We start from the raw sequence: 22,268 nt of genomic DNA, 5'->3' as shown, positions 1-22,268 counted from the left end.
ATAATTCCCAACAATAGAATTTACATTAATTTTAATTTAAAAACACTAAATTTTTATTGCAATTTTATCTGTATTTTAATAAATTATAATATAATTAAACATTTCAGTATAAGTAGAAAGTAGGTTTTAAAATGGTATTTGATTGTCATTCTGATTTATTCACTGATGTAACTGTAAAAATGTTAAAAGGTGAAAAAGACATTATAAAAAATCATTATTTAGATGAATTAAAAAACGCAAATTTAATCGGTGGAATATATGTAATTTGGATAGACCCACCTTATGATAAATGTCCACAAAAAAGAGTTAAACAAGTTGTAGAGTGTTTAACTGAAGAAATAAATTCAAATTCTGATATTATAAAACAAATTAAACAGTTTTCTGATTTTGAAGTCGCTTTAAAACAAGATAAATTAAGTGTTTTAGTAGGTATGGAAGGTCTTAGTTATATAGGCGAAGATGTAGATATGCTTCATTATTTTTATGATGTAGTTGGAGCTAGACATGCATCACTTACATGGAATGAACAAAATGCACTTGCAACTGGTGTTGGAGGAGATCCACTTAGAGGACTTACAGACTCTGGTAAAAACGCTGTTAGAAAGCTCGAAGAATTAAAAATGATAGTAGATGTATCACATGCAAACGAAAAATCATTTTGGGATATTATGAATATCGCCACAAAACCTGTAATAGCTTCACACTCAAACGTAAAAGCTTTATCAGATCATAGAAGAAATCTTACTGATAATCAGATTAAAGCGATTGCTGAAAGTGGCGGTATAATCGGTATAAATGGCTACAGAGACTTTGTAGATTATAAAAATTGGCAAAGAGCAGATGTAGGTGATTTAGTAAATCATATAGATTATATGGCCGATTTAGTCGGTATTGATCATATTTCTTGTGGATTTGATTTTTCTGGATTTATAGACCAAGACTGTTTATCTGCATTTTTAGAAGATACATCAAATCCTAATGTGCTTGGATTAAAAGAGTTTAAGGATACTCCTAATTTAATAAAAGAGCTTCAAAAACGCGGATATACACAAGATGAGATAGAAAAAATAGGATACAAAAATGCCTTTCGAGTTATCCAACAAGTCCTTTAAATTTTTTATTTCTATTTATCTATAAAACTAAAAATCTCTATATATTAAGTAGATAACATATCATATGTTATCTACTTTTTTACTTTTTAATACTTTTTTGCTAGTTTTTGTATTATCTACCACAATATATATGATTATAGATAATCGTGGTACTTTTATTTTATTTAATTTATAAATATGATAACGTTTGGACTTATGTTGTTCCACTTGCAATTACACTTTTACTATATCAATGTGATATAAAGAAAATTTGGAAAGAAAGTGTTAAAATGCTTGTCATTTATCTGTTAAGTGCAATAGGTACAATGGCAGGTGCCGTAGTAGGTTTTTACTTCTTAGCTAGTAAAATACCTTTCTTAGCTCAAGTTGCTGGTATGATGACTGGTTCTTATATCGGTGGTGGTGCTAACTTTGCTGCTATGTCGGCGGCATTTGAACTTCCTGGTGATGTTGTTTCTGCAGCAGTCGTTTCTGACAATTTATTAATGGCATTATATTTCTTTGTATTAATAACTATACCATCAATCAATTTCTTTAGAAAACACTTCCTTCATCCACATGTTGAGGAATTTGAAAAACAAGAAATTAAAGATGGAGAAACTACAGCTTCTTCTTATTGGAGCCGTAAAGATATATCGCTAAAAGATATAGCTTTATCTATAGGTAGTGCATTTGTAATAGTAGCTGTATCAAATACTATAGCAGAGTTTTTAGCATCTACTATACCTACAAGTAATGCATTTTTATCACTTTTAAATACTTTACTTGGAAATCAATACTTAATAATAACTACTGTTACAATGATTTGTGCATCTGTATTTAGTGATTTCTTCTCTAATCTTGGAGGCACTCAAGAAATAGGTACATATTTAATATATATATTCTTCGTTGTAATAGGTGTTCCAGCTTCTATACAATCTATAGTAGTTAATTCACCATTATTATTAGTATTCTGTTTTATAGTAGTATTTATAAATATGTTAGTTACATTTACATGTGCAAAAATATTTAAATTCAACTTAGAAGATGCAATTCTTGCTTCTAATGATGTATAGGTGGTCCTACGACAGCAGCTGCTATGGCAGTTTCTAAAGGATGGACAAAATTAATAGCGCCAATAATGCTTATAGGTACTTTAGGATATGTTATAGGAAATTATTGCGGAATTATAATCGGTAATTTCTTATTATAATCTACATAAAAATATTTTATTTTTAAGAGATAACAAAATTTGTTATCTCTCTTTTGTTTGTTTTTTTATTAACAACCACCCTCTTTATTATTTACTACAATCGTGGTACTTTCTATTTATTTTTGTTATACATATAATTAATATATAATAAATATTGCTGCGGTAGTATTTACTTTAACTTAAAATTACATAGAAGTTAAATTGTAAATTATATTTACTAAAACTTCGTAAATAATAAATATAACTTATTACTGAATTAAAATTTTATTAATTAGGAGAGATAAATATGAAAAAGAAAGTTGTTGTAATAATGGGTGGTATTTCATCTGAACGTGAAGTATCTTTAAATTCTGGTAGATCTGTACTTAATGCTATAAATAGAGATAAATATGACGTACATGAATTAATAATAAATGACCCAATGGATGTTGTTAATAAAATGCCTGAAAATGTAGATTTCGCTTTATTAATTTTACACGGTAAATACGGTGAAGATGGAACTATACAATCAATGTTAGAGTCTATGGGAATTAAATATTCAGGATGTGATCCTCTAACTAGTGGAATATGCATGGATAAAAATATGTCAAAAAAAGTATTAAAAGCATCTGACATACCTACTGCTCCATGGATAATTGCAAAATCTGTTGATTCAATAGACTACGATGCAATAGAAAAAATGGGATATCCTGTTTTTATAAAACCAAATAGCGGTGGTTCTAGTGTAGCTACTTTCAAAGTAGACAGAAAAGAAGATGTTTATGAAGCTGTAAGAAAAGGTCTAGAAGTTGACGATATAGTTATGATAGAAGGTTATCTTCCAGGAGATGAGTACACTTCTTTCATATTAAACGGAGAAGTTTTCCCAACTATAAAAATAAGTTCACCAAATGAATTCTTCGACTATGAATCAAAATATGCAACTGGTGATAAAGCTGCAACTGAAGAAGTTGTTTATTTAGAAGAATCACTTCAAAACGAAATAAATATGAGAACTAAACAATGTTGGGATGCATTTAACTGTAGAGCATTTGTAAGAGTAGACTTTATATTATCAAATGGTAAATTCTATGTTCTTGAGTTAAATACTCTTCCAGGAATGACAGTAACTAGTTTAATACCTAGAAGTGCAAATGCTAAAGGTATATCTTATAGCGAATTAATAGATAAAATAATAGAGTATTCATTATAAAATAGTAAAAATCAAAAAAGTCATCACATATATTTTGTATATACTTTCTTGAATTCATAGGAAATTTGATATCTATACTCAATATAATTTCCTATGATATATAAATATATGTTATAATTATAAATAGACAATTATATTTTAAAATATAATTGTCTTTATTTTTATGTAGATATTTATTAAATAATACATATATTTAATTTCTAATAAAGGAGGCCTATTTTGTTATTTTTTAATTTTGAATTAAATAAAGAAGAACCAGTGTATATGCAGATTAAAAACTATATAGAAGATTTAATAACAAAGGGATTACTCCCTATAAATAGTAAACTTCCTTCAACTAGAGAACTATGTTCTATCTTAAATGTAAGTAGAAATAGTGTGTTAAGCGCTTATGAAGAATTAAAAACAGAAGGCCTTGTCTACTCTATTAAAGGTCAGGGAACTTTTGTAAAAGAACAATCTTCTATAACTACTTCTAGCTGGAATGTAGATTGGTCTTCATACGAAAATGAATATACTAAAGCTTTAAATGAAATGGATTCTTCTAAAAATGAAATCCAGTGGAAATCAAACTTAATTTCGTTTAAAAGTATATCACCTGCAGGTGACCAATTCGATATGGAAGAATTAAAACGCGCTTTTTTAAATAGATTTAACTTAGAAGGCCATAAACTATTAAACTATGGCTATGCACAAGGTTACAAACCATTAATTGAATTTTTAATGGAATATATGAATAAAAAAAATGTAGACTCTACAAATAAAGATATATTAATTACTAATGGATTTACAGAGGCATTAAATATAATAATATCCTCGCTTACTAATCCAGGCGATTATATCTTGTGTGAAAATCCAACACACAATGTATCATTAAAAATATTTAAATCATTTAACTTAAATATTTTGCCTATGGATTTAAATAAAAATAGCTTAGACTTTGAAAGTATAAACTCTACACTAAAAAAATATAAAGGTAAGATTAAATTTGTATATATTACACCTTCATATAATAATCCAACTGGCATTGTATTATCTCCAAACGATAGATTTAAGTTTTATAATATAATGAAAGAAAACAATATAGCTATAATTGAAGATGGATTTAATGAGGAGCTACTCTACTCTAGTTCTCATATTTTTCCGATTTGTTCATTAGATAATAAAAATAACGGAGTAATTTACATAGGTAGTTTTTCAAAAATTTTATTCCCGGGAATGAGAATTGGCTGGATATTTGGAGATAAAAACTTAATAGATAAATTAGTCAGTGTAAAAAGAAGTATAAATATGCATGTATCATTTTTAGATCAAGGTATATTATACGATTATTTAAAAAACAGCAACTTCGATAAATATCTGAAGAAAATAAGAAAATACTATGGCGATAAATTTAACTTTGCTTTAGAATGTTCTCAAAAATACATAGATTATGAATATGTTTTGGGTGATGGAGGTCTTCACCTATTCTTTAAATTAAAAGATATAGATACTAGATATCTCCTTGAAAAATGTCACGAAAAAGGCGTTATCTTTATGCCAGGAGATGTATTTTTTATAAATAAAAACCAAAATAATTTTATGAGACTTGGATTTTCTAGATTAGAAAAAGATGAAATTGAAAAAGGTATAAAGATAATCGGACAGACTATAGACGAAATTAAACAAAGCGTATAAAAATAAATAAAGACAATTTCCCACGTCTTATAAAAAGATACTATAATTCATCAATATAGTATCTTTTTTATTGTTTATATCTACATAAATATGTTAATATATAGTAAGAAATATAATCAATTACAAAATTGTATATTGATATCAATAATCTGTTGTATAAAAGTACAAGTAATATCATAAATAAAACTTAATTATCTACTTTTTAAAATGTACTGCTTTTTTCATTTTTTAATAATATTTAAAAATGGGGTGAATATTTAATGAAAGAAATAAAATATTATAAAGAAGATTATATCGGGTTAAAAAAATACAAAGATGACAAACTCTTTAGAAAAGAAATACCCAATGTAGATATGCTTATTAGTATGATTGAGGATGATGAAACTTTATATAAAAACTATATTAGAGATAACAACATATTCCCTATCACATTTATACATATTTTTGAAAATAGAAAAGACGATATAAAATGGTTTTATGACAATAAAGATAAATACTTCAAAGATATAATACGTTACGAAGATATCAATAAAATTATAAAATCAAATAATTTCAAAGATGATGTCTGTAGCTATTGTTGTCATGATTGTATTACACTATTTAAACGATGTCAAAGCGGCAATTATATGAATGCATATTTACAATTATATGTATATAATTATCTATACTTATATACATCTGATATACTATCACCTAAATATGAAGATTTTATAAATGAAAAAGAATTAGTAAAAGATGCAATATTATTTTTAGTAGAAGTTATAAATAAAACATATCAAACATATAAAAATTCAAGAACAAAAAACAGAGATATATTTAAAGAAAATGCAGATTTTATATTATTATTAACTAAATACTCTGAAGACCCACTATTTATAAAAGAAGTCCCAAATATATATAAAATAATAGATAAATTAGAAATGTCATTATTGACTAACAATGAAGATGATGCATATAAGGCGTATTGGCTAATATCAGATATAAGAAATTCAATAAAATTATATGAAGAATTTAGAGATGATATGGAATTTTTTTATAATAACAGAGACTTAAGTAAATTTATATATAAAGATATATTAGAAATCAATAAAGATGAATATAAAGGTATTTTATTTAATTATATTATAATGTACGAGAAATCTAAAAAATTTGAAGATATATATAATTATATAACTACAACTTATTTTATACTTAAAATAGATAATGTAGAAATAGACATAGGATATGAGGATGAATCTATAAGAGAATTTTTAAAATGGGTTATAGATGAAATAAATAAATAAATTCATTAAAAAAAGCTAAATTTAATATTTACACTAAATTTAGCTTTTTATTTACATATAAGTTTTAACTTATATTGCTTAATAAAAATTTTAACTTATATATCTTATATATTATTTACTTAAAAACTCTACAACTTCTTCTAAGTGCATTCCTCTAGATGCTTTAACTAATATAGCATCTCCTTTTTGTAGAATATTTTCAAAGTTTTCTATAGCTTCTTCTTTTGTTTTAAAGTAGTAAGTATTTTCTTTATCCATGTTATTTTTAATAGCTTCATCTACCATAAATTTGGCATCATCTCCAACAGCTATAAGTATATCTGCATATTCGCTAGCACATTTACCAACTTCTCTGTGACCTTCTTCTGCAAATGAACCCATTTCAAACATATCACCTAATACTGCTACTTTTCTATTTTCGTATCTGTTTAATACTTTTAAAGCAGCTCTCATAGAATCTACACTTGCATTATAAACTGAATCTATAACTGTATAGTTGTCATTTTTTATAACGTCCATTCTAGATTTAGTTATTTCTAAGTTTCTTAAACCTTCTCTTATTTGATCTAAACTTATTCCTAAAGTTTGACCTACAAGTATAGCTGCCATCGCATTGTATATGTTATGCTCACCAACTGTCGGTATGTAGAATTTTTCTATGTTGTTATCTATCATAACGTTGAAAGTTGTATCACTATCATTCATCTCAAAGTCTACACAATATATTGTGTTGTCTTTTTCAAATCCAAAAGTTTTTAAGTTGTAGTTTAAGTCTTTGTTTTTTAATGTTGTTAGCATATCGTCGTCGCCATTTACTATTAATGTGCAACTCTCATCAAAGTTTGTAGTTATTTCCATCTTAGCTTTAAATATACCTTCTCTTGAACCAAGTCTTTCAACATGAGAAAGTCCTATATTAGATATAACACCTATCTTAGGATTAACTATATTTACTAAGTATTCAATTTCATTAAATCCACTCATACCCATTTCGATTACAGCACATTCATAGCTTTTATCTAAATTTGTAAGAGTTAGTGGCACTCCGAATTGATTGTTTAAGTTACCCATATTTTTAAGAGTTTTGTATTTACTTGATACAGCAGCATAAACCATATCTCTTGTAGATGTTTTACCAACACTACCAGTAACTCCTATAAATGGTATATCAAATTTATTTTTATAGTATCTAGATATATCTCCAAGTGCAAACTCAGTGTTTTCCACTTCGATTATATTTACATCTTCTCCTATTATTTCTAAATCGTTGCTTTTATTTTTTATTATTGTTTTACAACCATTTTCTATCGCAGAGTTTATAAATTTATGTCCATCTAAAGACTCTCCTATTATTGCGAAAAATGCATTGTTTTTATTTGCAAGTCTGCTATCTATAACTAAATCATTTATAGCTTCAACTTCTTTACTCTTACTTGTTAAATCACCATTGCTGGCATTTACTAATTCTTCTATAGATAAGTAATCCATATTTGCTCCTCTCTAACACTTTAAATTCTCTAAAAAATTATACCATATATGTCATATGTCAACAATATTATAAGGTTTTCATTATGCTATATTTTAGCTTCAATTTATTATTATATGAATTATTTTAATATATTTAATTAAATATTATTTTTAGCTAATTCTCTTAATTTTATAAAACCATTTTTATAAAGTATATCTAGAGAGTCTCTAAGTTCATTTACATCTGTTATTTCTAATGATATAGTTATATCTTTGTCTTTTAATTTATTCAATATAGATATTACATCCATAGTACCTTTATTTATTGCAAAATGTGAATCTTCATCTCCATAATTGTTGTGTATATGCATATGTTTCATATATTGCCCAAATGATTTTATCCAATCTTCTATATCTACTTTTGAATATACATTTACATGACCTATATCTAAGCAAAGAGATGTTTTTTCATCATAAATATGTTTCATAAGTTCATTCATTAAAAAAGAATTTTCTTCATGCACATTTTCAAGGTGTATTTTTATATCGTCGTCTTTTTTATCTTTAAGGAAGTTGTTCCAATACTTAGGTGTACGCTGCATCCACTCAATATAACTATATGTCTTTGGATAATAGCCATTGTGATATACTACATAATTTGCATTCATTTTCTTCGCCACATCATATGCTTGTTGCATCCTATATGTAGAAACTTGTGTTATTAAATTATCTCGACTACCTGCACTTAGCTCTGCATAGGGCCCATGTATTCCAAATTCAACCGCATCGTATAACCTACCTAATTCCTTTTTATAAATCTCTATAAATTCATCTTGCTTATCTAGACAATAAGGGCTTGCAAATAATACTATTTCTAAACCTATATCGTATTTCTCAAGCAAATCTATAATATTTTCCGTTTCTGTTAATTGTGATATATACACTTTCATATTTAAATCCATTCCCCTTTCTAAGTTTAAAGTATAAAATATTATTTTTAGATAAATTAAATAAATATTCTACATAATATTTTATTTTTATTATTAATATTGTTAGTCTAATACACGTTTATGAGTTATAATATAATGTAGATTTTAATCAAAATAAATATTTATTAATTAAATTTTATACTTTGGTGATAATCTTTACAATAATTATCATCAAGTATTTAATAATTATTAGTTATATCTAAATTAATAATAATTATTAAATTGAAATTTTATATAAAGGTGAGATACATGAATTTAATAACATTAGAAAACATTAGCAAAAGTTATTCTGAAAAAAAACTAGTTGAAAATATTTCTTTAGGCATAAATGATAAAGAAAAAATAGGATTAATCGGTGTAAATGGTACTGGTAAATCTACTCTACTTAAAATAATTGCTGGAGCTGAAATACCTGATGATGGTACTATTACAAAAGCCAATAAAGTAAGAATAGAATATCTTCCTCAAAATCCTTATTATGATGAAGATGCTACAGTTTTAGAGCAAGTTTTCAAAGGTACTTGCGAAGAGATGAAAATTATAGGAGATTATCAAGATATTTTAGACAAAATAAATAAATCCTATGATGAAAAGTTAAACGAAAAACTTTTAAATCTACAAGAAAAAATGGATGCTTTAAATCTTTGGGATTTAGAAAGCAGTGCTAAAACTGTCTTAACTAAGCTTGGAATAAAAGATTTCAACCAAAAAGTCAAAGAACTTTCAGGTGGACAAAGAAAAAGAGTTTCTCTTGCTTCTGCTCTTATTACACCTTGTGAGTTACTTATTTTGGACGAACCTACAAACCACCTAGACAACGATACAATAGATTGGCTAGAATCTTACTTAAACTCTTTTAAAGGCTCTATTTTAATGATTACACATGATAGATACTTCTTAGATCGTGTAACTAATAGAATATTAGAACTAGATAAAGGAGTTTTATATAGTTATGAAGGAAATTACTCTGTATTTTTAGAGAAAAAAATGAACAGACTTCAACTTGCTGAATCTATGGAGGCAAAACGTCAAAACCTACTTAAAAAGGAACTTGCTTGGGTAAGACGAGGTGCAAAAGCTAGAACTACAAAACAAAAAGCTAGACTTCAAAGATTTGATGAATTATCAAATAAAAACGACTTTACTCCAGAAGATAAATTAGAAATCTCTGTTGGAAGCAGCCGTCTTGGTAAAAAAATAATCGAAATAGAACACTTAACTAAATCATTTGATGGAAAGACTTTTATAGACGACTTAGATTACACTCTAGCTCGTACAGATAGAATAGGTATTGTCGGAAAAAACGGACTTGGTAAATCTACCTTAATAAGACTTTTAAATGGTGAAATCAAGCCAGATAGCGGAACAATCTCTATAGGTGAAACAGTAAAAATAGGCTGCTTTAACCAAGATACTTCTAAGATGCACCCTGAAATGAGAGCGATAGATTATATAAAAGAAGAAAGCGACTATATAACTACTGCTGATGGTCACAAAATTACTGCATCACAAATGTGCGAAAAGTTCTTATTTAATGGAACTCTACAATACACTCATATTAAAAATTTATCTGGTGGTGAGAGAAGAAGACTTCAACTTCTTAGAGTTCTTATGATGGCTCCTAACGTACTTTTACTTGATGAGCCTACTAATGACTTAGATATCGATACTTTAAGCCGTTTAGAAGATTATTTAGATGAATTTAACGGTGTTCTTATATGTGTTTCACATGATAGATATTTCTTAGATAGAGTTTGCAATAAAATATTCGCTTATGAAGGTCGTGGAAAAATAAACATATATACAGGAAATTACAGTGATTACTTAAATTTCAGAGAAGAAGAAAATATAGAGTTTGAGGAATTTGAAGAAGAAGTCAAAGAAGAAAAGCCTAAAGCACCTAAAAAAGAAAAGCCAAAGGCAAAAAATAAACCAAAATTCTCATATAACGAACAAAGAGAGTTTGACACTATAGATGCAGATATAGAAAAATTAGAAGAAAAAATAGCTAGTTTAGAAGAAGATACATCTAAATTTGCAACAGATTTTACAAAACTACAAGAAATAATGGATGAAAAAACCAAACTAGAAGATGAATTACAAGTAAAATATGAGCGCTGGGAGTATTTAAACAACCTAGCAGAAGAAATATCTAATTGGAGTAATAACTAATCACTTCAAAATTGATTATAGCTTGGGCAATATGCCACATAATAAAAACTAGTGAGGTTTATGAGGAGGAATAATATGAATATATACGCTCACAGAGGTAATAGTGGTTTCTTCCCAGAAAACACTATGTATGCTTTTAAAAAGTCGCTTGACTTAGATATTTGTGGTATCGAACTTGATGTACAAAAGACAAAAGACGGAATACTTGTTGTTCACCACGATGAAACTTTAGGTAGAGTTTTTGATGGTAAAGGTTATATAAAAAAATTGACATTTGATCAATTAGTAGACTCAAATTTAAATAACGATGAATTAATTTCTAGAGATGACTGTAAAATACCTACTCTTGAAGAAGTTTTAGAGCTTATTAAACCTACAAACTTAACTATAAATATAGAAATAAAAAACAACAAAGTTAGATATAAAGGAATCGAAGAAGATATAATCAACTTAGTTAAAAAGCACAATATAGAAGAAAGAGTTTTAATATCTTCTTTTAATTATAGAAGTTTAAAAAGAATTTTTAGATTAGACCCGACAATTAAAACAGCTTACTTAGTTGGAGCTTTCACATTTAAACATAAAAGTTTAAAAAAGGTATTAAAAAGATGTAAAGAATGTAACTGTGCCTATATACACCCATCTTATGATGTTGTAAATAAGGAATTAGTAACTGAAGCGCACAAAAAAGGCATATCAGTTCAAGTGTATACAGTTAATTCAATTACTATAATGAAAAAACTTATAAAATTAAAAGTAGACGGCGTTTTCACTAATTATCCAAAAATAATTAATACTATAGTAAACGAAAATCTTTAAATTTTATAATTATTTATAAATGTTATATTAGACAATTAATATACTAAATTATTTATAGCTATTGACATATTTAATATAAAATTATACAATTTTATTAAATTATCGTGGAGGTTACAAATGGAAAACATACTTAAAGAATTTGAAGTTTTACAACAAAACTTAGACAATTTACCAATAGAAAATTTAGCTGACTATGACTTAAGTAAAACTGCTTTATTTATTGTAGATATTAACAATGGATTTGCCAAAGAAGGTACTCTATATTCTGATAGGATAAAAGAACTTATAAATCCTATTTATGAATTTGTAAAACCATTAGAAGACAAATTAAATAAAATTATAGCCTTTACCGATACTCATGAAGAAGATTCTGTAGAATTATTAAGCTATCCTGCTCACTGTTTAGCTGATAGCGATGAGTGTAAGGTAGTTGATGAATTATTAGATATAAAAAATCTTGAAATTATACAAAAAAATTCTACAAATGGATTCTTTGCTATAGATATTAATACATTAAACGATATAGATAATGTAGTGGTTGTTGGTGACTGCACAGATATATGTATATATCAATTTGTAGTTACATTAAAGGCTTATTTTAATGAAAAAAATATTAATAAAAATATCGTAGTCCCTATGAATTTGGTAGATACATATGATATCCCATTTGTTCATCCAGGAGACCTTTTGAATGTAGTATTTTTAAATAGTATGGTTCAAAATGGAGTTAAGCTAATTAAAAAATTTTCATTATAAATAACTAAAACACACACTTCAAAATAGATACAAATTTTATTTGTATCTATTTTTTTATAAAAAATTCACTACGTTCATGTCGCCAACGACTTCGTCCGTTGCTTAAAATTCACTACGTTCATGTCGCCAACGATTTTGTCCGTTGCTTAAAATTCGCTTCGCTCATAGCGCCAACGAATCGGAGATTCCGTTGTTTTAGTTAATAGGTTGGAAATTATATATTATCCACAAACCAGATAATATATAATTTCCTTAGAATTAAAAAAAGACGGACTTATTTAAGTTCGCCTTTTTTATTTTAATAATCGTATTCTTTACAATTCTCACAAATTGTAACTTTCATTTTCTTGCCTATCATATTTTTGTAATCTAATAAAAATTCATTTAATTGTGAGTCTACTAAGTTTATATCCCCTTCACTCATAAGAGTAACTCTCTCTTTATTTATTATTATCTTAAGATCGTTTACATCGTTTTTTAATTTGCTCGTTATATAACTATCGTATTCAAGTCTTTTTGCAAATTTGTTGTAAAAATCAGAATTTTTAACTATAGTCTCTTGTATATTATCAACTGGTACAAATTCTACTTTTGGTTCTTCTTTTTTAGGTTGATTGTTAGAGTGTATGTTGTTATTTCTTATGTCGTTTATATTCATAGAAGATAAGCTATTTATATCGTTTGGATTTATCCCCATGCTTTTAAGCTGTCTTTCTATCTCTGCTTCATCTACCCCATATCTTTCAAGCAATTTCTTTTGCATATTCATAAACTTTTCATTTGATATATTATTCTCTCTCATATAATCGTATATTTTTGAAGTAAATTGAGCCATAGTCATACTTCCATCAGCAACTGAAAAATAAAGATTATACATATAATTCTCAAATTTGTCTATGTCAGTTTCTTTTACTTTATTTTTTAATTCATTAAAATCTATTATTCTATCATCTGACATCTTAATCCCTCCTGTCCGTATCAGACTTTCTATGTATTAAAGAAAATCATTATTTTAAGATTATACCATAGTTTTTTGAATTAATTATTGATTATTTGTTATATTTTTTCATTTAAACAATATTATATACTAGTAGATTAGGAGGTGCACTTTGTCATTTAGACTTTTATTAGTTTTTATTATTTTGATGTTTTTGATGACACCTTGATAATCACAATATATAATTTTATTTAATTTTTATTATAATATAAAAAGAGGTAGGAGAAAATAAAGTATTTATATACTATTTTACTCATACCTCCTATTTTTTTATTCTAAAATTTATAAATTTTATTTATTAAAACATCATTTTCTCTATTTGTCTTGTCATTTCTACTGCATCATCGAAAAATGATTTTACATCGACTACTGTTTCACTTACATTTGCAAATTCTGCGGCAAATGTAGCCACATGACTTTCTATAACACTTCCCACATCTGAGATACAAGATTTATAATTTTTATTTTTTACTCTATCTATAAAATCTACAAATAGCTTTTCATCAGTATTTTCTTGGTCTATTTTTATTATTTTTTCATCAGTATTTAAAAAACTTTTTATTTTTATTTCTTTTTGTTTAAATGATGCCTCTACTTCGCCTTCTTTAAAGAAAAGTCTTATTTTTTTATCACTTTCTTTTGTAAATGCATTTATATTGAAGTTTGAAGTTACTTTATTGTCAAATTTAAATATACTAGTTAAATTATCACAGACATCATTATCACAATAAAATACACATTTACCATAAGGTCCTTGCTTTAATATAGCTTCTAGATTGTCTTTTGTAGGATTTATATGTACTGAATTATTTATAAGTTTGTCTTCTTGTAGATATATTTTTTTAGCTGAAAATGGACATGACTCTTCTTCTGAACATCTAAAACAATTTTCACTCATTTTTGTGTTGAAGTTTTCCCAATTAAATATTCTTAAATCAGAAAAACAAGATACCTTTTGGCACTTACCTTTACTCAGATTTATCATCATGTCTATATCTTGACAGCTATTTGTAAGCATTATTGTTGCAGTGTCGCTTGTTATTCTCCAGTTACCTCTAACATAATTATGGACAAAGTTTTGATATCCTATATCAACGTTATATGAAATATTTATTAAATCGCCTAGTTTTTTATCATCTACTATTTCTTTTAATTTTGTATAAAAACTAGAGTATCTATTGTTGTAGGCCACCATAAACAATCTGTCTTTGTTTTTTAAGCTGTATTCTTTTAGATGAACAAGCCCATCTAAACTATTTGCTACAGGTGTCTCAACCAGAACATCGTATCCTTTGACTAATAATACTTGTGCTGTGTCGTAATGCAAAAGGTCATAATGAGATATTATAACAGCATCTGCTAACTTATCATGAGCTATAAAGTCATTTAAATTATCAAATACCATATCTTTATCTACTGGATATTTTTCTAAAAATAGATCTCTTCTTCCCTTTTTATTTTCGACAAAAGCAACTATTTCACACTTATCTTTGTATTTTGCTATTAAAGGTGCATACGTATATGCACCTCTAAGACCTGTCCCTATAATAGCTAATTTTACTTTTTCCATACTAAATTCCCCTTTTCTTAAAGTGCTAATTATTCCGTATGGTTTAATTATAGTATATTTATGTAGATTGTAGGGAAGTTTATTTCTCTTGAATTTGTTTTAATGATTTATCTTTATTTTCGATTTTATCTAATTTTTTATTGTATAAGAACATATAAAATGCAGCGGCAAATACTATTAAATATCCTATTATACTCATCATATCAGGATGTTCTCCAAAGAATGCTATTCCTAAAATTGCTGAACATATTATACCACTGTAGTCGTATATAGATATTTCTTTAGCTGGTGCAAATTTATACGCAAGTGTAACACCGAATTGACCTATACTTGCAAATATACCAGCAAGAAGTAGATATACAACTTGTATCATTGTCATAGGTTTATACACAACTACACAAATAGGTAAAATAACTATAAGTGAAAATGCTGAGAAGAAAAATACTATTGTGTAGTAATCTTCTTTATTTCCTAAAGCTCTAACACAAGTATATGCAAGAGCTGCTCCTATAGCACCTAAAACACCTACTAAGTAAGGTAGTACTTCTACATTAAAACTCGGTTTTATTATAAATAATGCTCCAATAAACGCCACACTTACCATTGTAATTTGTTTTAAGTTGATTTTTTCTTTTAAGAATAATGCACAGAATATAACAACTAAGAATGGACTTAATTTATTTAACATATTTGCATCTGATAATACTAATCTGTCTACTGCATAATAATTGCATATAATTCCTATAGTACCAAATGTAGATCTTAAGATTAGTATTTTTCTGTTTTCTTTTTTACCGACTAAGCTACCCTTGTGTTTTATAATTAAATATAGGGCTATTACAGCTGCCACTAAATTTCTAAAGAATGTTTTTTGGAAACTTGGTAAATCCCCGGCTAATTTTATAAATGCCGACATAATCGCAAAACCACATGCAGAAGCGATTATACACAGTATACCTTTTATTCTGTCTGACTTGATTATTTTTTCCATATTTTAAGCGATAATTTAAATTTTTAAACTTCGCAAATGTCACCTCCTCATAATCTATCCTTTAAAATTTGATGTATATTAATTTAAATTGTATAAATCGACATAATAAGATATTAATATATAATATCTCTATTAATATGCCCTTTCAATTTATTAATAATACAATCCTAATTTATTATTGTATATTTTATTTTTTAATCCGTCAAATAATAAATTGATTAATAAATCTTATATACTTAATTATAAATATAAAGTATAAATAAATATAATTTATATTATCGAAAAAATAATTTAAATTTTTTATTTTTTTGTATTGCATATTAATCTAATAGTTATAAAATAGTAATAAAGGTTATTTGAAATCACTATTAAAGGAGGTTATAATATGCAAGATAATTATACTATGCCTATTTATCAAAAAATTGCATTAGATTTAGCTAATAAAATTTATACAGGTAGTATAGTTGAAGGAAGTACATTATACGGTCGTTCTGTTTTAGCTGGAAAATACAATGTTTCTCCAGAAACTATAAGACGTGCAATAAAACTTCTAGAAGATATTAAAATCGTTGAAAGCGTTAAAGGAAAAGGCGTTATTGTCTTATCTTCTAAAAATGCTCTATCATTTATCAAAAAATATCAAGATATCACTAATATTTCATCTTACAAAAGTAGTTTATATAAATTGCTTGGAGAAAAATCTAAATTAGAAAATGAAATTGTCGAAACATTAAACAAAATAATCGACTATTCAAACAGACTAGAAATTATAAATCCATTAGTTCCAGTTCAATTTACTATTGAAGAAGATTGTAAATACATAGGTAAAACAGCAGGCGAAACTAAGTTTTGGCAAAATACAGGTGCAACAATTGTTGCTGTAAAAAGAGGCGAAGAACTTATAATATCTCCTGGTCCATATATAGAATTCTTAGCTGGCGACTTGCTTTTAGTAGTTGGAGATAAACATATCTATAACTCTGTCCCAGCTTTTTTATATGATAATAAATAAAAAATCGTTACTTAAGTCTTTTGCTTAGGTAACGATTTTTATTTTTAAAATATACTTATATTATAAATATTTTATTTTCATAAAAATCACCACAAGTTTAAAACTTATGGTGTTTTCTAGCATATATCATAATAATAATCTATTAACTTATTTGCACGACTTGGATGCGCTAATTTTCTAAGTGCTCTATTTTCAATTTGTCTTGCTCTTTCTCTCGTTACATTAAAAGCCTTTCCTACTTCTTCTAGTGTTTTCTTTTCTCCATCTTTTAATCCATATCTAAGCGATAATATTCCTTTTTCTCTATCACTCAATGTCTCTAGTACTTCTTCAATTTGTTCTGAAAGCATTGAAGTTGTGACGATTTCTTCTGGAGATTGTGTTTTTTTGTCAGCGATTATCTCTTCTAACTCTGTATCATCTTCTTGTCCTATTGTAGAGTCTATTGACTGCGTTTTTTGAGATATTCTCAAAACTTGTATTACTTTTTTTAGGGGCATATTCATTTCTTTTGATATTTCTTCTGGTCTTGGTTCTCGTCCTAATTTTTTTGAAAGAGATGATGATACACTCGATACTTTATTGATTTTTTCTATCATATGAACTGGAACTCGAATAGTTCTACCTTGATCTGCTATTGCTCTTGTAACTGATTGTCTAATCCACCATGTAGCATAGGTGCTAAATTTAAATCCTTTTGTATAATCAAATTTTTCAGCCGCTTTTATAAGTCCTAACGTTCCCTCTTGAATTAAATCCAATATAGGCATTTCTTTTCTCGCATATTTTCTCGCTATACTCACAACTAATCTAAGATTTGACTCTATTAATATTTGTTTTGCCTCTTCATCCCCCTCAGAAATTCTTTTAGCTATTTCTAACTCCTCTTGCTTACTCAATAATGGTATCTTCCCAATTTCTTTTAAATAAATTTTCATGGAATCATCTAGGTTGGCAGATTGATTTGAATAAATTTCTTTTGAACCCTCTGATACATCTTCAACATCCGTCTGTGTTGGATTTTTCTCTAGTATCATGTATATTACCCCCTTATTAATAATTTACCTATTTTTATAATTTAGAAAATATTACTCCCTTAATAAAAGTAGTTATGACTTTGACAGTCTATATTTAAATATTTTTGAAGTGACTTATTTTAATTTTGTTCGTATTCTTATAATATTCTACATTTTATTTAAAATTCCTTCTAAATAGTCGATTTTCTGCAATTATCATCTAAAGTAAATTCTATTATTAGTTTATATATCATATTTTCTCCTCATCATAAATAATATTATTTTACACTATATTCCATAATATGTAAATTATTTATTACTGTATTTGACTTTCCAAATCCTTTAGTACTATAATTTTCTTAATCCCGTATAATATAAAGGGGGTGCACACCTTGAAAAACTTTAATTTTGATGAAGAAACAATATATAAAAATAGATGGATTATTCAATTTGTATTGATAGTTGTCCCTTTTATGGGTTCTCTCGATGCAAGTATTGTAAATGTAGTTTTGCCATCTATTAAAAAAGATCTCGGCATAAACTTATCTCTTTCAAGTTTAATAGTCTCATCATATATAGTAACTATTGCAACTACGATTATAATTTTTGGAAAACTTGGTGATTTAAAAGGAAAAGGTCGAGTTTTTTTATATGGAATAATTGTATTTATATTTGGCTCTTTTTTATGCAGTATATCACCTAATATAGTAGTATTGATAATATCTAGAATTATACAAGGAGTTGGCGCATCAATTGTTATGGCAAATAATCAAGGGCTTACTGCTATTGTATTTCCTCCCAACGAAAGAGGGCGAGCTCTTGGAATGTCTGGTTCTGCTGTTGCATTAGGCTCTATCTTAGGTCCTGCACTTGGTGGGTTTATCACAACTTATTTAAGCTGGCATTTTATATTTTTAATAAATATCCCTATAGGAATAATAGCATTTATAGTCGGATATAAAACCTTACCAGGAAGAAATTCTACATCTTATATAAAACTAGATAAATCTGGTGCTTTTATATTTTTTGTATGTATATTTATATTATTTTCATCGCTTTTATTAAGTCAGGATTTTGGATTTAACAATTTATATGTAGGTCTAGGATTTTTAGTAGTATTTATATTGTTGTTTCTATTTATAAGATTTGAAAATAAATTAGAAGAACCTATGTTAAATACAAGTCTTTTTAAAATTAAGTCGCTTTGTCTTAATTTAGTTTGTGCTTTTATTTTTTATTTTATATCTAGTTCAATAAATTTAATTATACCGTTTTATCTGACAGATATATTAAATTATTCGCAAGCAGAAATATCAGCAATTATATTAGTAAATCCTCTTGTGATGTTTTTTATCGCCCCTTTAAGCGGATACTTATCTGATAAAATTGGGCCAAAAAAAGTCACTCTCACAGGTATTTTTATTATAATATGTTCTATGTTTTTAATGATTCAATTTAATGAAAATACATCTAGATTATTTTTAGTTAGTTCACTTTTTATTTTTGGATTTGCAAGTGGTACGTTTAATTCACCTAATACAACACTTGTTATGAGTACAGTCCCAACAAAAGATCTCGGAATAACAGGTAGTATAAACTCTCTTATAAGAAATTTAGGTATGGCATCTGGTACATCAATCTCTACATCAATTCTTTATCATCAAATGAGCAAATTAGCAGGTTATAAAGTAAAAGATATAGTATATGGCAGTTTTGTCTATGGTATGAAGAGTGTATTTGTTGTTTTACTTATTTTCTCTTTTGTTTCATTTATAATATCTAATATAGACAGAAAAATAAATAACTATTAAATTTATATAAAATTGGAGCTAATTTATAGCTCCTTTTTTAATTCTAAGTAAATTATTAGTCTAATTCATCTATAATGTCTAACAATTCATATACTTCGCTGTACTCACACATAATTCCTTCTTTTAGCATATCTCTAAATTCATCAGTGTTTACTAGCTTAACTCTAGAGACTTCTTCCTTTTGAAGAGTTACATCTTCAAGTTCTACATCTTTTCTTAAAAAATATATATCCCAAATCATCCCTAGTCTATTTTTTAATAATGACTTTACTAAATTACATTCTTCTTCCTTAGCTTCAATGCCTAATTCTTCTTTTAATTCTCTTATACAGCCTTGTCTTGTTGTCTCACCAGATACTACCCTTCCAGTTGTAAGAGCCCATATCCCAGGAAGTAGCTGACATTTTTCTGATCTTTGTTGAATTAAAATTTGTTTTTTAGAATTTATAACCCAAACTTCTGTAGCTAGATGATATTCATCTTTATCCCATTTTTCGTATTTACCTTTTTTTCTCCCTGTAAAATTACCATCTTTGTCATATATATCCCAATATTCCATAGTAGCACTCCCTTATATAATAAAAATTTACTTTTTCGTTATTAATATATTTCAACATCATAAAGGACTATTCAAAATGAACAGCCCTCTTGTTTTATATTTCTTCTACAAATTCAATAACACCTTCAGCAAGTCTTGATATTCTTGCAAGAGAATATACATCGAATCCCCTGTCTTCAAGTTTTTTACGTCCAGGTTGGAATGATTTTTCTATAACTATTCCTATCCCTTCTATAGTAGCTCCAGCCTCTTCTATTAATCTAACTCCACCTTGTGCTGCCTCTCCGTTAGCTAAGAAGTCGTCGATTAATAATATCTTATCATCTTTATCTATGTACTTTTTAGATAAAGTAAGTTCATAACTAGTCCCCTTTGTAAATGATGTTACTTTAGTTTGATAAACTTCTCCGTTTAATATTTTAGATTGTTGTTTCTTTAGTATTACCATTGGCACACCTAGTTTTATAGCTGCCATAACAGCCGGTGCTATTCCTGAACTTTCTATAGTAAAGACTTTTGTTATTCCTCTATCTTTAAAGTAATTTGCAAAATCTTCTCCTATTTTGTGCATAAGAACTGGATCTACTTGATGATTTAAGAATCCATCAACTTTCAGTACAGTTTCGTTTACAGCAGTCCCCTCGTTAAGTATTTTCTCTTGTAATTCTTTCAAGTCTGTCACCTCATTTATTTATTTAAAACTATTTAGCTAATTATATCACAATATATTTTTTCTGTATACAAAACAAACTACATAAAACAAGTTTTTTCAACTTTTTTCGCAATTATACAAAATACCTTACATATTAAAAAACAATATTTTTTTATCGTTAAACGATAAGTAACAATTGACTACTTTTTCTTTCTCTGTTATTATTATTTTATAACAAAATAAAAATTATTTTGGAGGTTATTATGAAACAAAATGAATTGGCAAAATCATTAAAATTATTTATAGGATTAACTTGTATAATTCTTGCGATTTGTGGATTTGTAATTGTGCCAAAATTAGCAAGCGATATATCTATATCAACTCCACAATTTCTCCCATTATACTATCCATTTATAATATTTATATGGATTACAATAATTCCTTTTTATGCAGCGTTATTTGAATGCTGGAAAATTTCAAATGAAATAAATAAAGATAATTCTTTTTCTAAGAAAAACATAGATTCTTTAAATAGAATTAGAAGATACGCTCTATGTGAATGCTTTTTATATTTTGTAGGCGCTCTTATTTTATTATATTTTAATTTGCTACATTTAAGTATTTTAATTATAATATTATTTGTGATATTTATAGCTATGTGTATTTCAGTATTTACAGCTGTACTTGCACATCTTGTACAAAAGGCTTGTGATTTAAAAGATGAAAATGATCTTACAATATAAATTGTGTAAAATATAGAGGTGATCTTATGATAAGAATTAATTTAGATGTCGTCTTGGCAAAAAAGAAAATGAGCGTAACAGAGCTTTCTGAAAAAGTCGGTATAACTATGGCCAATATTTCGATTTTAAAAAACGGCAAAGCAAAAGCAATTCGTTTTACAACACTAGATAAAATTTGTGAAGTTTTAGAATGCCAGCCTGGCGATATTTTAGAATACATAAATGATGATAAATAATAAAGTGATAGATTTAACTATC

The 22,268-nt window shown here is 26.9% G+C and carries 21 protein-coding genes; 13 read left to right on the top strand and 8 right to left on the bottom strand.

The annotated features are described in order from the left end of the window. The first annotated feature begins 131 nt into the window (after positions 1 to 131). The 6 genes from ABCM86_RS05840 (at position 132) to ABCM86_RS05815 (ending at position 6,456) form a co-directional block, all read left to right on the top strand. Entirely contained in the window at positions 132 to 1,112 is a 981-nt protein-coding gene (locus ABCM86_RS05840) for a dipeptidase (protein WP_195931537.1), read from the top strand. 146 nt (positions 1,113 to 1,258) lie between these two features. Next, complete coding sequence (locus ABCM86_RS05835) at positions 1,259 to 2,167, top strand: DUF819 family protein (protein ID WP_337814252.1); 909 nt, start codon at positions 1,259 to 1,261, stop codon at positions 2,165 to 2,167. Positions 2,168 to 2,190: 23 nt separating this feature from the next. Continuing rightward, positions 2,191 to 2,304: a DUF819 family protein gene (locus tag ABCM86_RS05830; RefSeq protein WP_279325563.1), complete on the top strand. Its 114-nt coding sequence runs from the start codon at positions 2,191 to 2,193 to the stop codon at positions 2,302 to 2,304. A 286-nt stretch (positions 2,305 to 2,590) separates the two neighbouring features. Further along, positions 2,591 to 3,496: a D-alanine--D-alanine ligase gene (locus ABCM86_RS05825; RefSeq protein ID WP_195931536.1), complete on the top strand. Its 906-nt coding sequence runs from the start codon at positions 2,591 to 2,593 to the stop codon at positions 3,494 to 3,496. A gap of 264 nt (positions 3,497 to 3,760) precedes the next feature. Then, positions 3,761 to 5,173 carry a PLP-dependent aminotransferase family protein gene (locus tag ABCM86_RS05820; protein WP_343003693.1) on the top strand — a complete coding sequence of 471 codons (1,413 nt, stop codon included), beginning with the start codon at positions 3,761 to 3,763 and terminating at the stop codon, positions 5,171 to 5,173. Between the two features lie 260 nt (positions 5,174 to 5,433). Next, a complete protein-coding gene (locus tag ABCM86_RS05815) occupies positions 5,434 to 6,456 on the top strand; it encodes a hypothetical protein (protein ID WP_295574509.1) in 1,023 nt (340 codons plus the stop codon). A gap of 111 nt (positions 6,457 to 6,567) precedes the next feature. Here the strand turns inward: ABCM86_RS05815 and murF are convergent, their stop codons facing one another. Then, entirely contained in the window at positions 6,568 to 7,944 is a 1,377-nt protein-coding gene (gene murF / locus ABCM86_RS05810; protein ID WP_195931850.1) for a UDP-N-acetylmuramoyl-tripeptide--D-alanyl-D-alanine ligase, read from the bottom strand. Positions 7,945 to 8,081: 137 nt separating this feature from the next. Next, positions 8,082 to 8,873: a sugar phosphate isomerase/epimerase gene (locus ABCM86_RS05805; RefSeq protein WP_195931849.1), complete on the bottom strand. Its 792-nt coding sequence runs from the start codon at positions 8,871 to 8,873 to the stop codon at positions 8,082 to 8,084. A gap of 288 nt (positions 8,874 to 9,161) precedes the next feature. Between ABCM86_RS05805 and ABCM86_RS05800 the strand changes: the two genes are divergently transcribed. From ABCM86_RS05800 to ABCM86_RS05790, 3 genes are all read left to right on the top strand, one after another. After that, positions 9,162 to 11,084 carry an ABC-F family ATP-binding cassette domain-containing protein gene (locus tag ABCM86_RS05800; RefSeq protein ID WP_195931516.1) on the top strand — a complete coding sequence of 641 codons (1,923 nt, stop codon included), beginning with the start codon at positions 9,162 to 9,164 and terminating at the stop codon, positions 11,082 to 11,084. A gap of 75 nt (positions 11,085 to 11,159) precedes the next feature. Next, positions 11,160 to 11,903, top strand: coding sequence for a glycerophosphodiester phosphodiesterase (locus ABCM86_RS05795; RefSeq protein ID WP_195931515.1), 744 nt, complete (start codon positions 11,160 to 11,162; stop codon positions 11,901 to 11,903). Between the two features lie 117 nt (positions 11,904 to 12,020). Continuing rightward, positions 12,021 to 12,659, top strand: coding sequence for an isochorismatase family cysteine hydrolase (locus ABCM86_RS05790; RefSeq protein WP_195931514.1), 639 nt, complete (start codon positions 12,021 to 12,023; stop codon positions 12,657 to 12,659). Positions 12,660 to 12,957: 298 nt separating this feature from the next. On the opposite strand, the gene ABCM86_RS05785 is transcribed toward ABCM86_RS05790, so the two are convergent. The 3 genes from ABCM86_RS05785 to ABCM86_RS05775 form a co-directional block, all read right to left on the bottom strand. Continuing rightward, complete coding sequence (locus ABCM86_RS05785) at positions 12,958 to 13,617, bottom strand: DUF3867 domain-containing protein (protein ID WP_195931513.1); 660 nt, start codon at positions 13,615 to 13,617, stop codon at positions 12,958 to 12,960. A 337-nt stretch (positions 13,618 to 13,954) separates the two neighbouring features. Further along, entirely contained in the window at positions 13,955 to 15,226 is a 1,272-nt protein-coding gene (locus ABCM86_RS05780) for a Gfo/Idh/MocA family oxidoreductase (RefSeq protein ID WP_195931512.1), read from the bottom strand. Between the two features lie 79 nt (positions 15,227 to 15,305). Then, positions 15,306 to 16,217, bottom strand: a complete 912-nt coding sequence (locus ABCM86_RS05775) for a DMT family transporter (RefSeq protein ID WP_195931511.1) — start codon at positions 16,215 to 16,217, stop codon at positions 15,306 to 15,308. Between the two features lie 385 nt (positions 16,218 to 16,602). On the opposite strand from ABCM86_RS05775, the gene ABCM86_RS05770 reads away from it, so the two are divergent. Further along, positions 16,603 to 17,229 (top strand): TrkA C-terminal domain-containing protein, encoded by a 627-nt coding sequence (locus ABCM86_RS05770; protein WP_195931114.1) that lies wholly within the window; start codon positions 16,603 to 16,605, stop codon positions 17,227 to 17,229. A gap of 116 nt (positions 17,230 to 17,345) precedes the next feature. Here the strand turns inward: ABCM86_RS05770 and ABCM86_RS05765 are convergent, their stop codons facing one another. Then, positions 17,346 to 18,266: a sigma-70 family RNA polymerase sigma factor gene (locus ABCM86_RS05765; RefSeq protein ID WP_195931115.1), complete on the bottom strand. Its 921-nt coding sequence runs from the start codon at positions 18,264 to 18,266 to the stop codon at positions 17,346 to 17,348. Between the two features lie 371 nt (positions 18,267 to 18,637). Here ABCM86_RS05765 and ABCM86_RS05760 point away from each other — a divergent pair, with 371 nt between their 5' ends. Further along, positions 18,638 to 20,056, top strand: a complete 1,419-nt coding sequence (locus ABCM86_RS05760) for an MFS transporter (RefSeq protein WP_330593241.1) — start codon at positions 18,638 to 18,640, stop codon at positions 20,054 to 20,056. A gap of 55 nt (positions 20,057 to 20,111) precedes the next feature. Here ABCM86_RS05760 and ABCM86_RS05755 read toward each other — a convergent pair whose 3' ends face one another. Together ABCM86_RS05755 and ABCM86_RS05750 are read right to left on the bottom strand one after the other, a co-directional pair. After that, positions 20,112 to 20,615, bottom strand: a complete 504-nt coding sequence (locus tag ABCM86_RS05755; RefSeq protein ID WP_195931117.1) for an NUDIX domain-containing protein — start codon at positions 20,613 to 20,615, stop codon at positions 20,112 to 20,114. 94 nt (positions 20,616 to 20,709) lie between these two features. After that, a complete protein-coding gene (locus ABCM86_RS05750; protein ID WP_295574487.1) occupies positions 20,710 to 21,288 on the bottom strand; it encodes a xanthine phosphoribosyltransferase in 579 nt (192 codons plus the stop codon). 242 nt (positions 21,289 to 21,530) lie between these two features. On the opposite strand from ABCM86_RS05750, the gene ABCM86_RS05745 reads away from it, so the two are divergent. Next, positions 21,531 to 22,010 (top strand): DUF2975 domain-containing protein, encoded by a 480-nt coding sequence (locus ABCM86_RS05745; RefSeq protein ID WP_295574486.1) that lies wholly within the window; start codon positions 21,531 to 21,533, stop codon positions 22,008 to 22,010. 26 nt (positions 22,011 to 22,036) lie between these two features. Next, entirely contained in the window at positions 22,037 to 22,246 is a 210-nt protein-coding gene (locus ABCM86_RS05740; RefSeq protein WP_195931120.1) for a helix-turn-helix transcriptional regulator, read from the top strand. The last annotated feature ends 22 nt before the right edge of the window (positions 22,247 to 22,268 follow it).

The organism is Clostridium sp. 2218st1_F5_2218SCRN_220325 (assembly GCF_039062665.1).
Lineage (GTDB): Bacteria > Bacillota > Clostridia > Peptostreptococcales > Peptostreptococcaceae > Intestinibacter.
This window is presented reverse-complemented; position numbering and strand designations above follow the sequence as displayed.

Bases quoted from the DNA above. Each gene is read 5' to 3' on its own strand.
- ABCM86_RS05795 (WP_195931515.1), top strand. From the start codon at position 11,160: ATGAATATATACGCTCACAGAGGTAATAGTGGTTTCTTCCCAGAAAAC.
- ABCM86_RS05785 (WP_195931513.1), bottom strand. From the start codon at position 13,617: ATGTCAGATGATAGAATAATAGATTTTAATGAATTAAAAAATAAAGTA.
- ABCM86_RS05830 (WP_279325563.1), top strand. From the start codon at position 2,191: ATGGCAGTTTCTAAAGGATGGACAAAATTAATAGCGCCAATAATGCTT.
- ABCM86_RS05770 (WP_195931114.1), top strand. From the start codon at position 16,603: ATGCAAGATAATTATACTATGCCTATTTATCAAAAAATTGCATTAGAT.
- ABCM86_RS05840 (WP_195931537.1), top strand. From the start codon at position 132: ATGGTATTTGATTGTCATTCTGATTTATTCACTGATGTAACTGTAAAA.
- ABCM86_RS05775 (WP_195931511.1), bottom strand. From the start codon at position 16,217: ATGGAAAAAATAATCAAGTCAGACAGAATAAAAGGTATACTGTGTATA.
- ABCM86_RS05740 (WP_195931120.1), top strand. From the start codon at position 22,037: ATGATAAGAATTAATTTAGATGTCGTCTTGGCAAAAAAGAAAATGAGC.
- ABCM86_RS05820 (WP_343003693.1), top strand. From the start codon at position 3,761: ATGCAGATTAAAAACTATATAGAAGATTTAATAACAAAGGGATTACTC.
- ABCM86_RS05755 (WP_195931117.1), bottom strand. From the start codon at position 20,615: ATGGAATATTGGGATATATATGACAAAGATGGTAATTTTACAGGGAGA.
- ABCM86_RS05825 (WP_195931536.1), top strand. From the start codon at position 2,591: ATGAAAAAGAAAGTTGTTGTAATAATGGGTGGTATTTCATCTGAACGT.
- ABCM86_RS05815 (WP_295574509.1), top strand. From the start codon at position 5,434: ATGAAAGAAATAAAATATTATAAAGAAGATTATATCGGGTTAAAAAAA.
- ABCM86_RS05765 (WP_195931115.1), bottom strand. From the start codon at position 18,266: ATGATACTAGAGAAAAATCCAACACAGACGGATGTTGAAGATGTATCA.
- ABCM86_RS05790 (WP_195931514.1), top strand. From the start codon at position 12,021: ATGGAAAACATACTTAAAGAATTTGAAGTTTTACAACAAAACTTAGAC.
- ABCM86_RS05780 (WP_195931512.1), bottom strand. From the start codon at position 15,226: ATGGAAAAAGTAAAATTAGCTATTATAGGGACAGGTCTTAGAGGTGCA.
- ABCM86_RS05745 (WP_295574486.1), top strand. From the start codon at position 21,531: ATGAAACAAAATGAATTGGCAAAATCATTAAAATTATTTATAGGATTA.
- ABCM86_RS05805 (WP_195931849.1), bottom strand. From the start codon at position 8,873: ATGAAAGTGTATATATCACAATTAACAGAAACGGAAAATATTATAGAT.
- ABCM86_RS05800 (WP_195931516.1), top strand. From the start codon at position 9,162: ATGAATTTAATAACATTAGAAAACATTAGCAAAAGTTATTCTGAAAAA.
- murF (WP_195931850.1), bottom strand. From the start codon at position 7,944: ATGGATTACTTATCTATAGAAGAATTAGTAAATGCCAGCAATGGTGAT.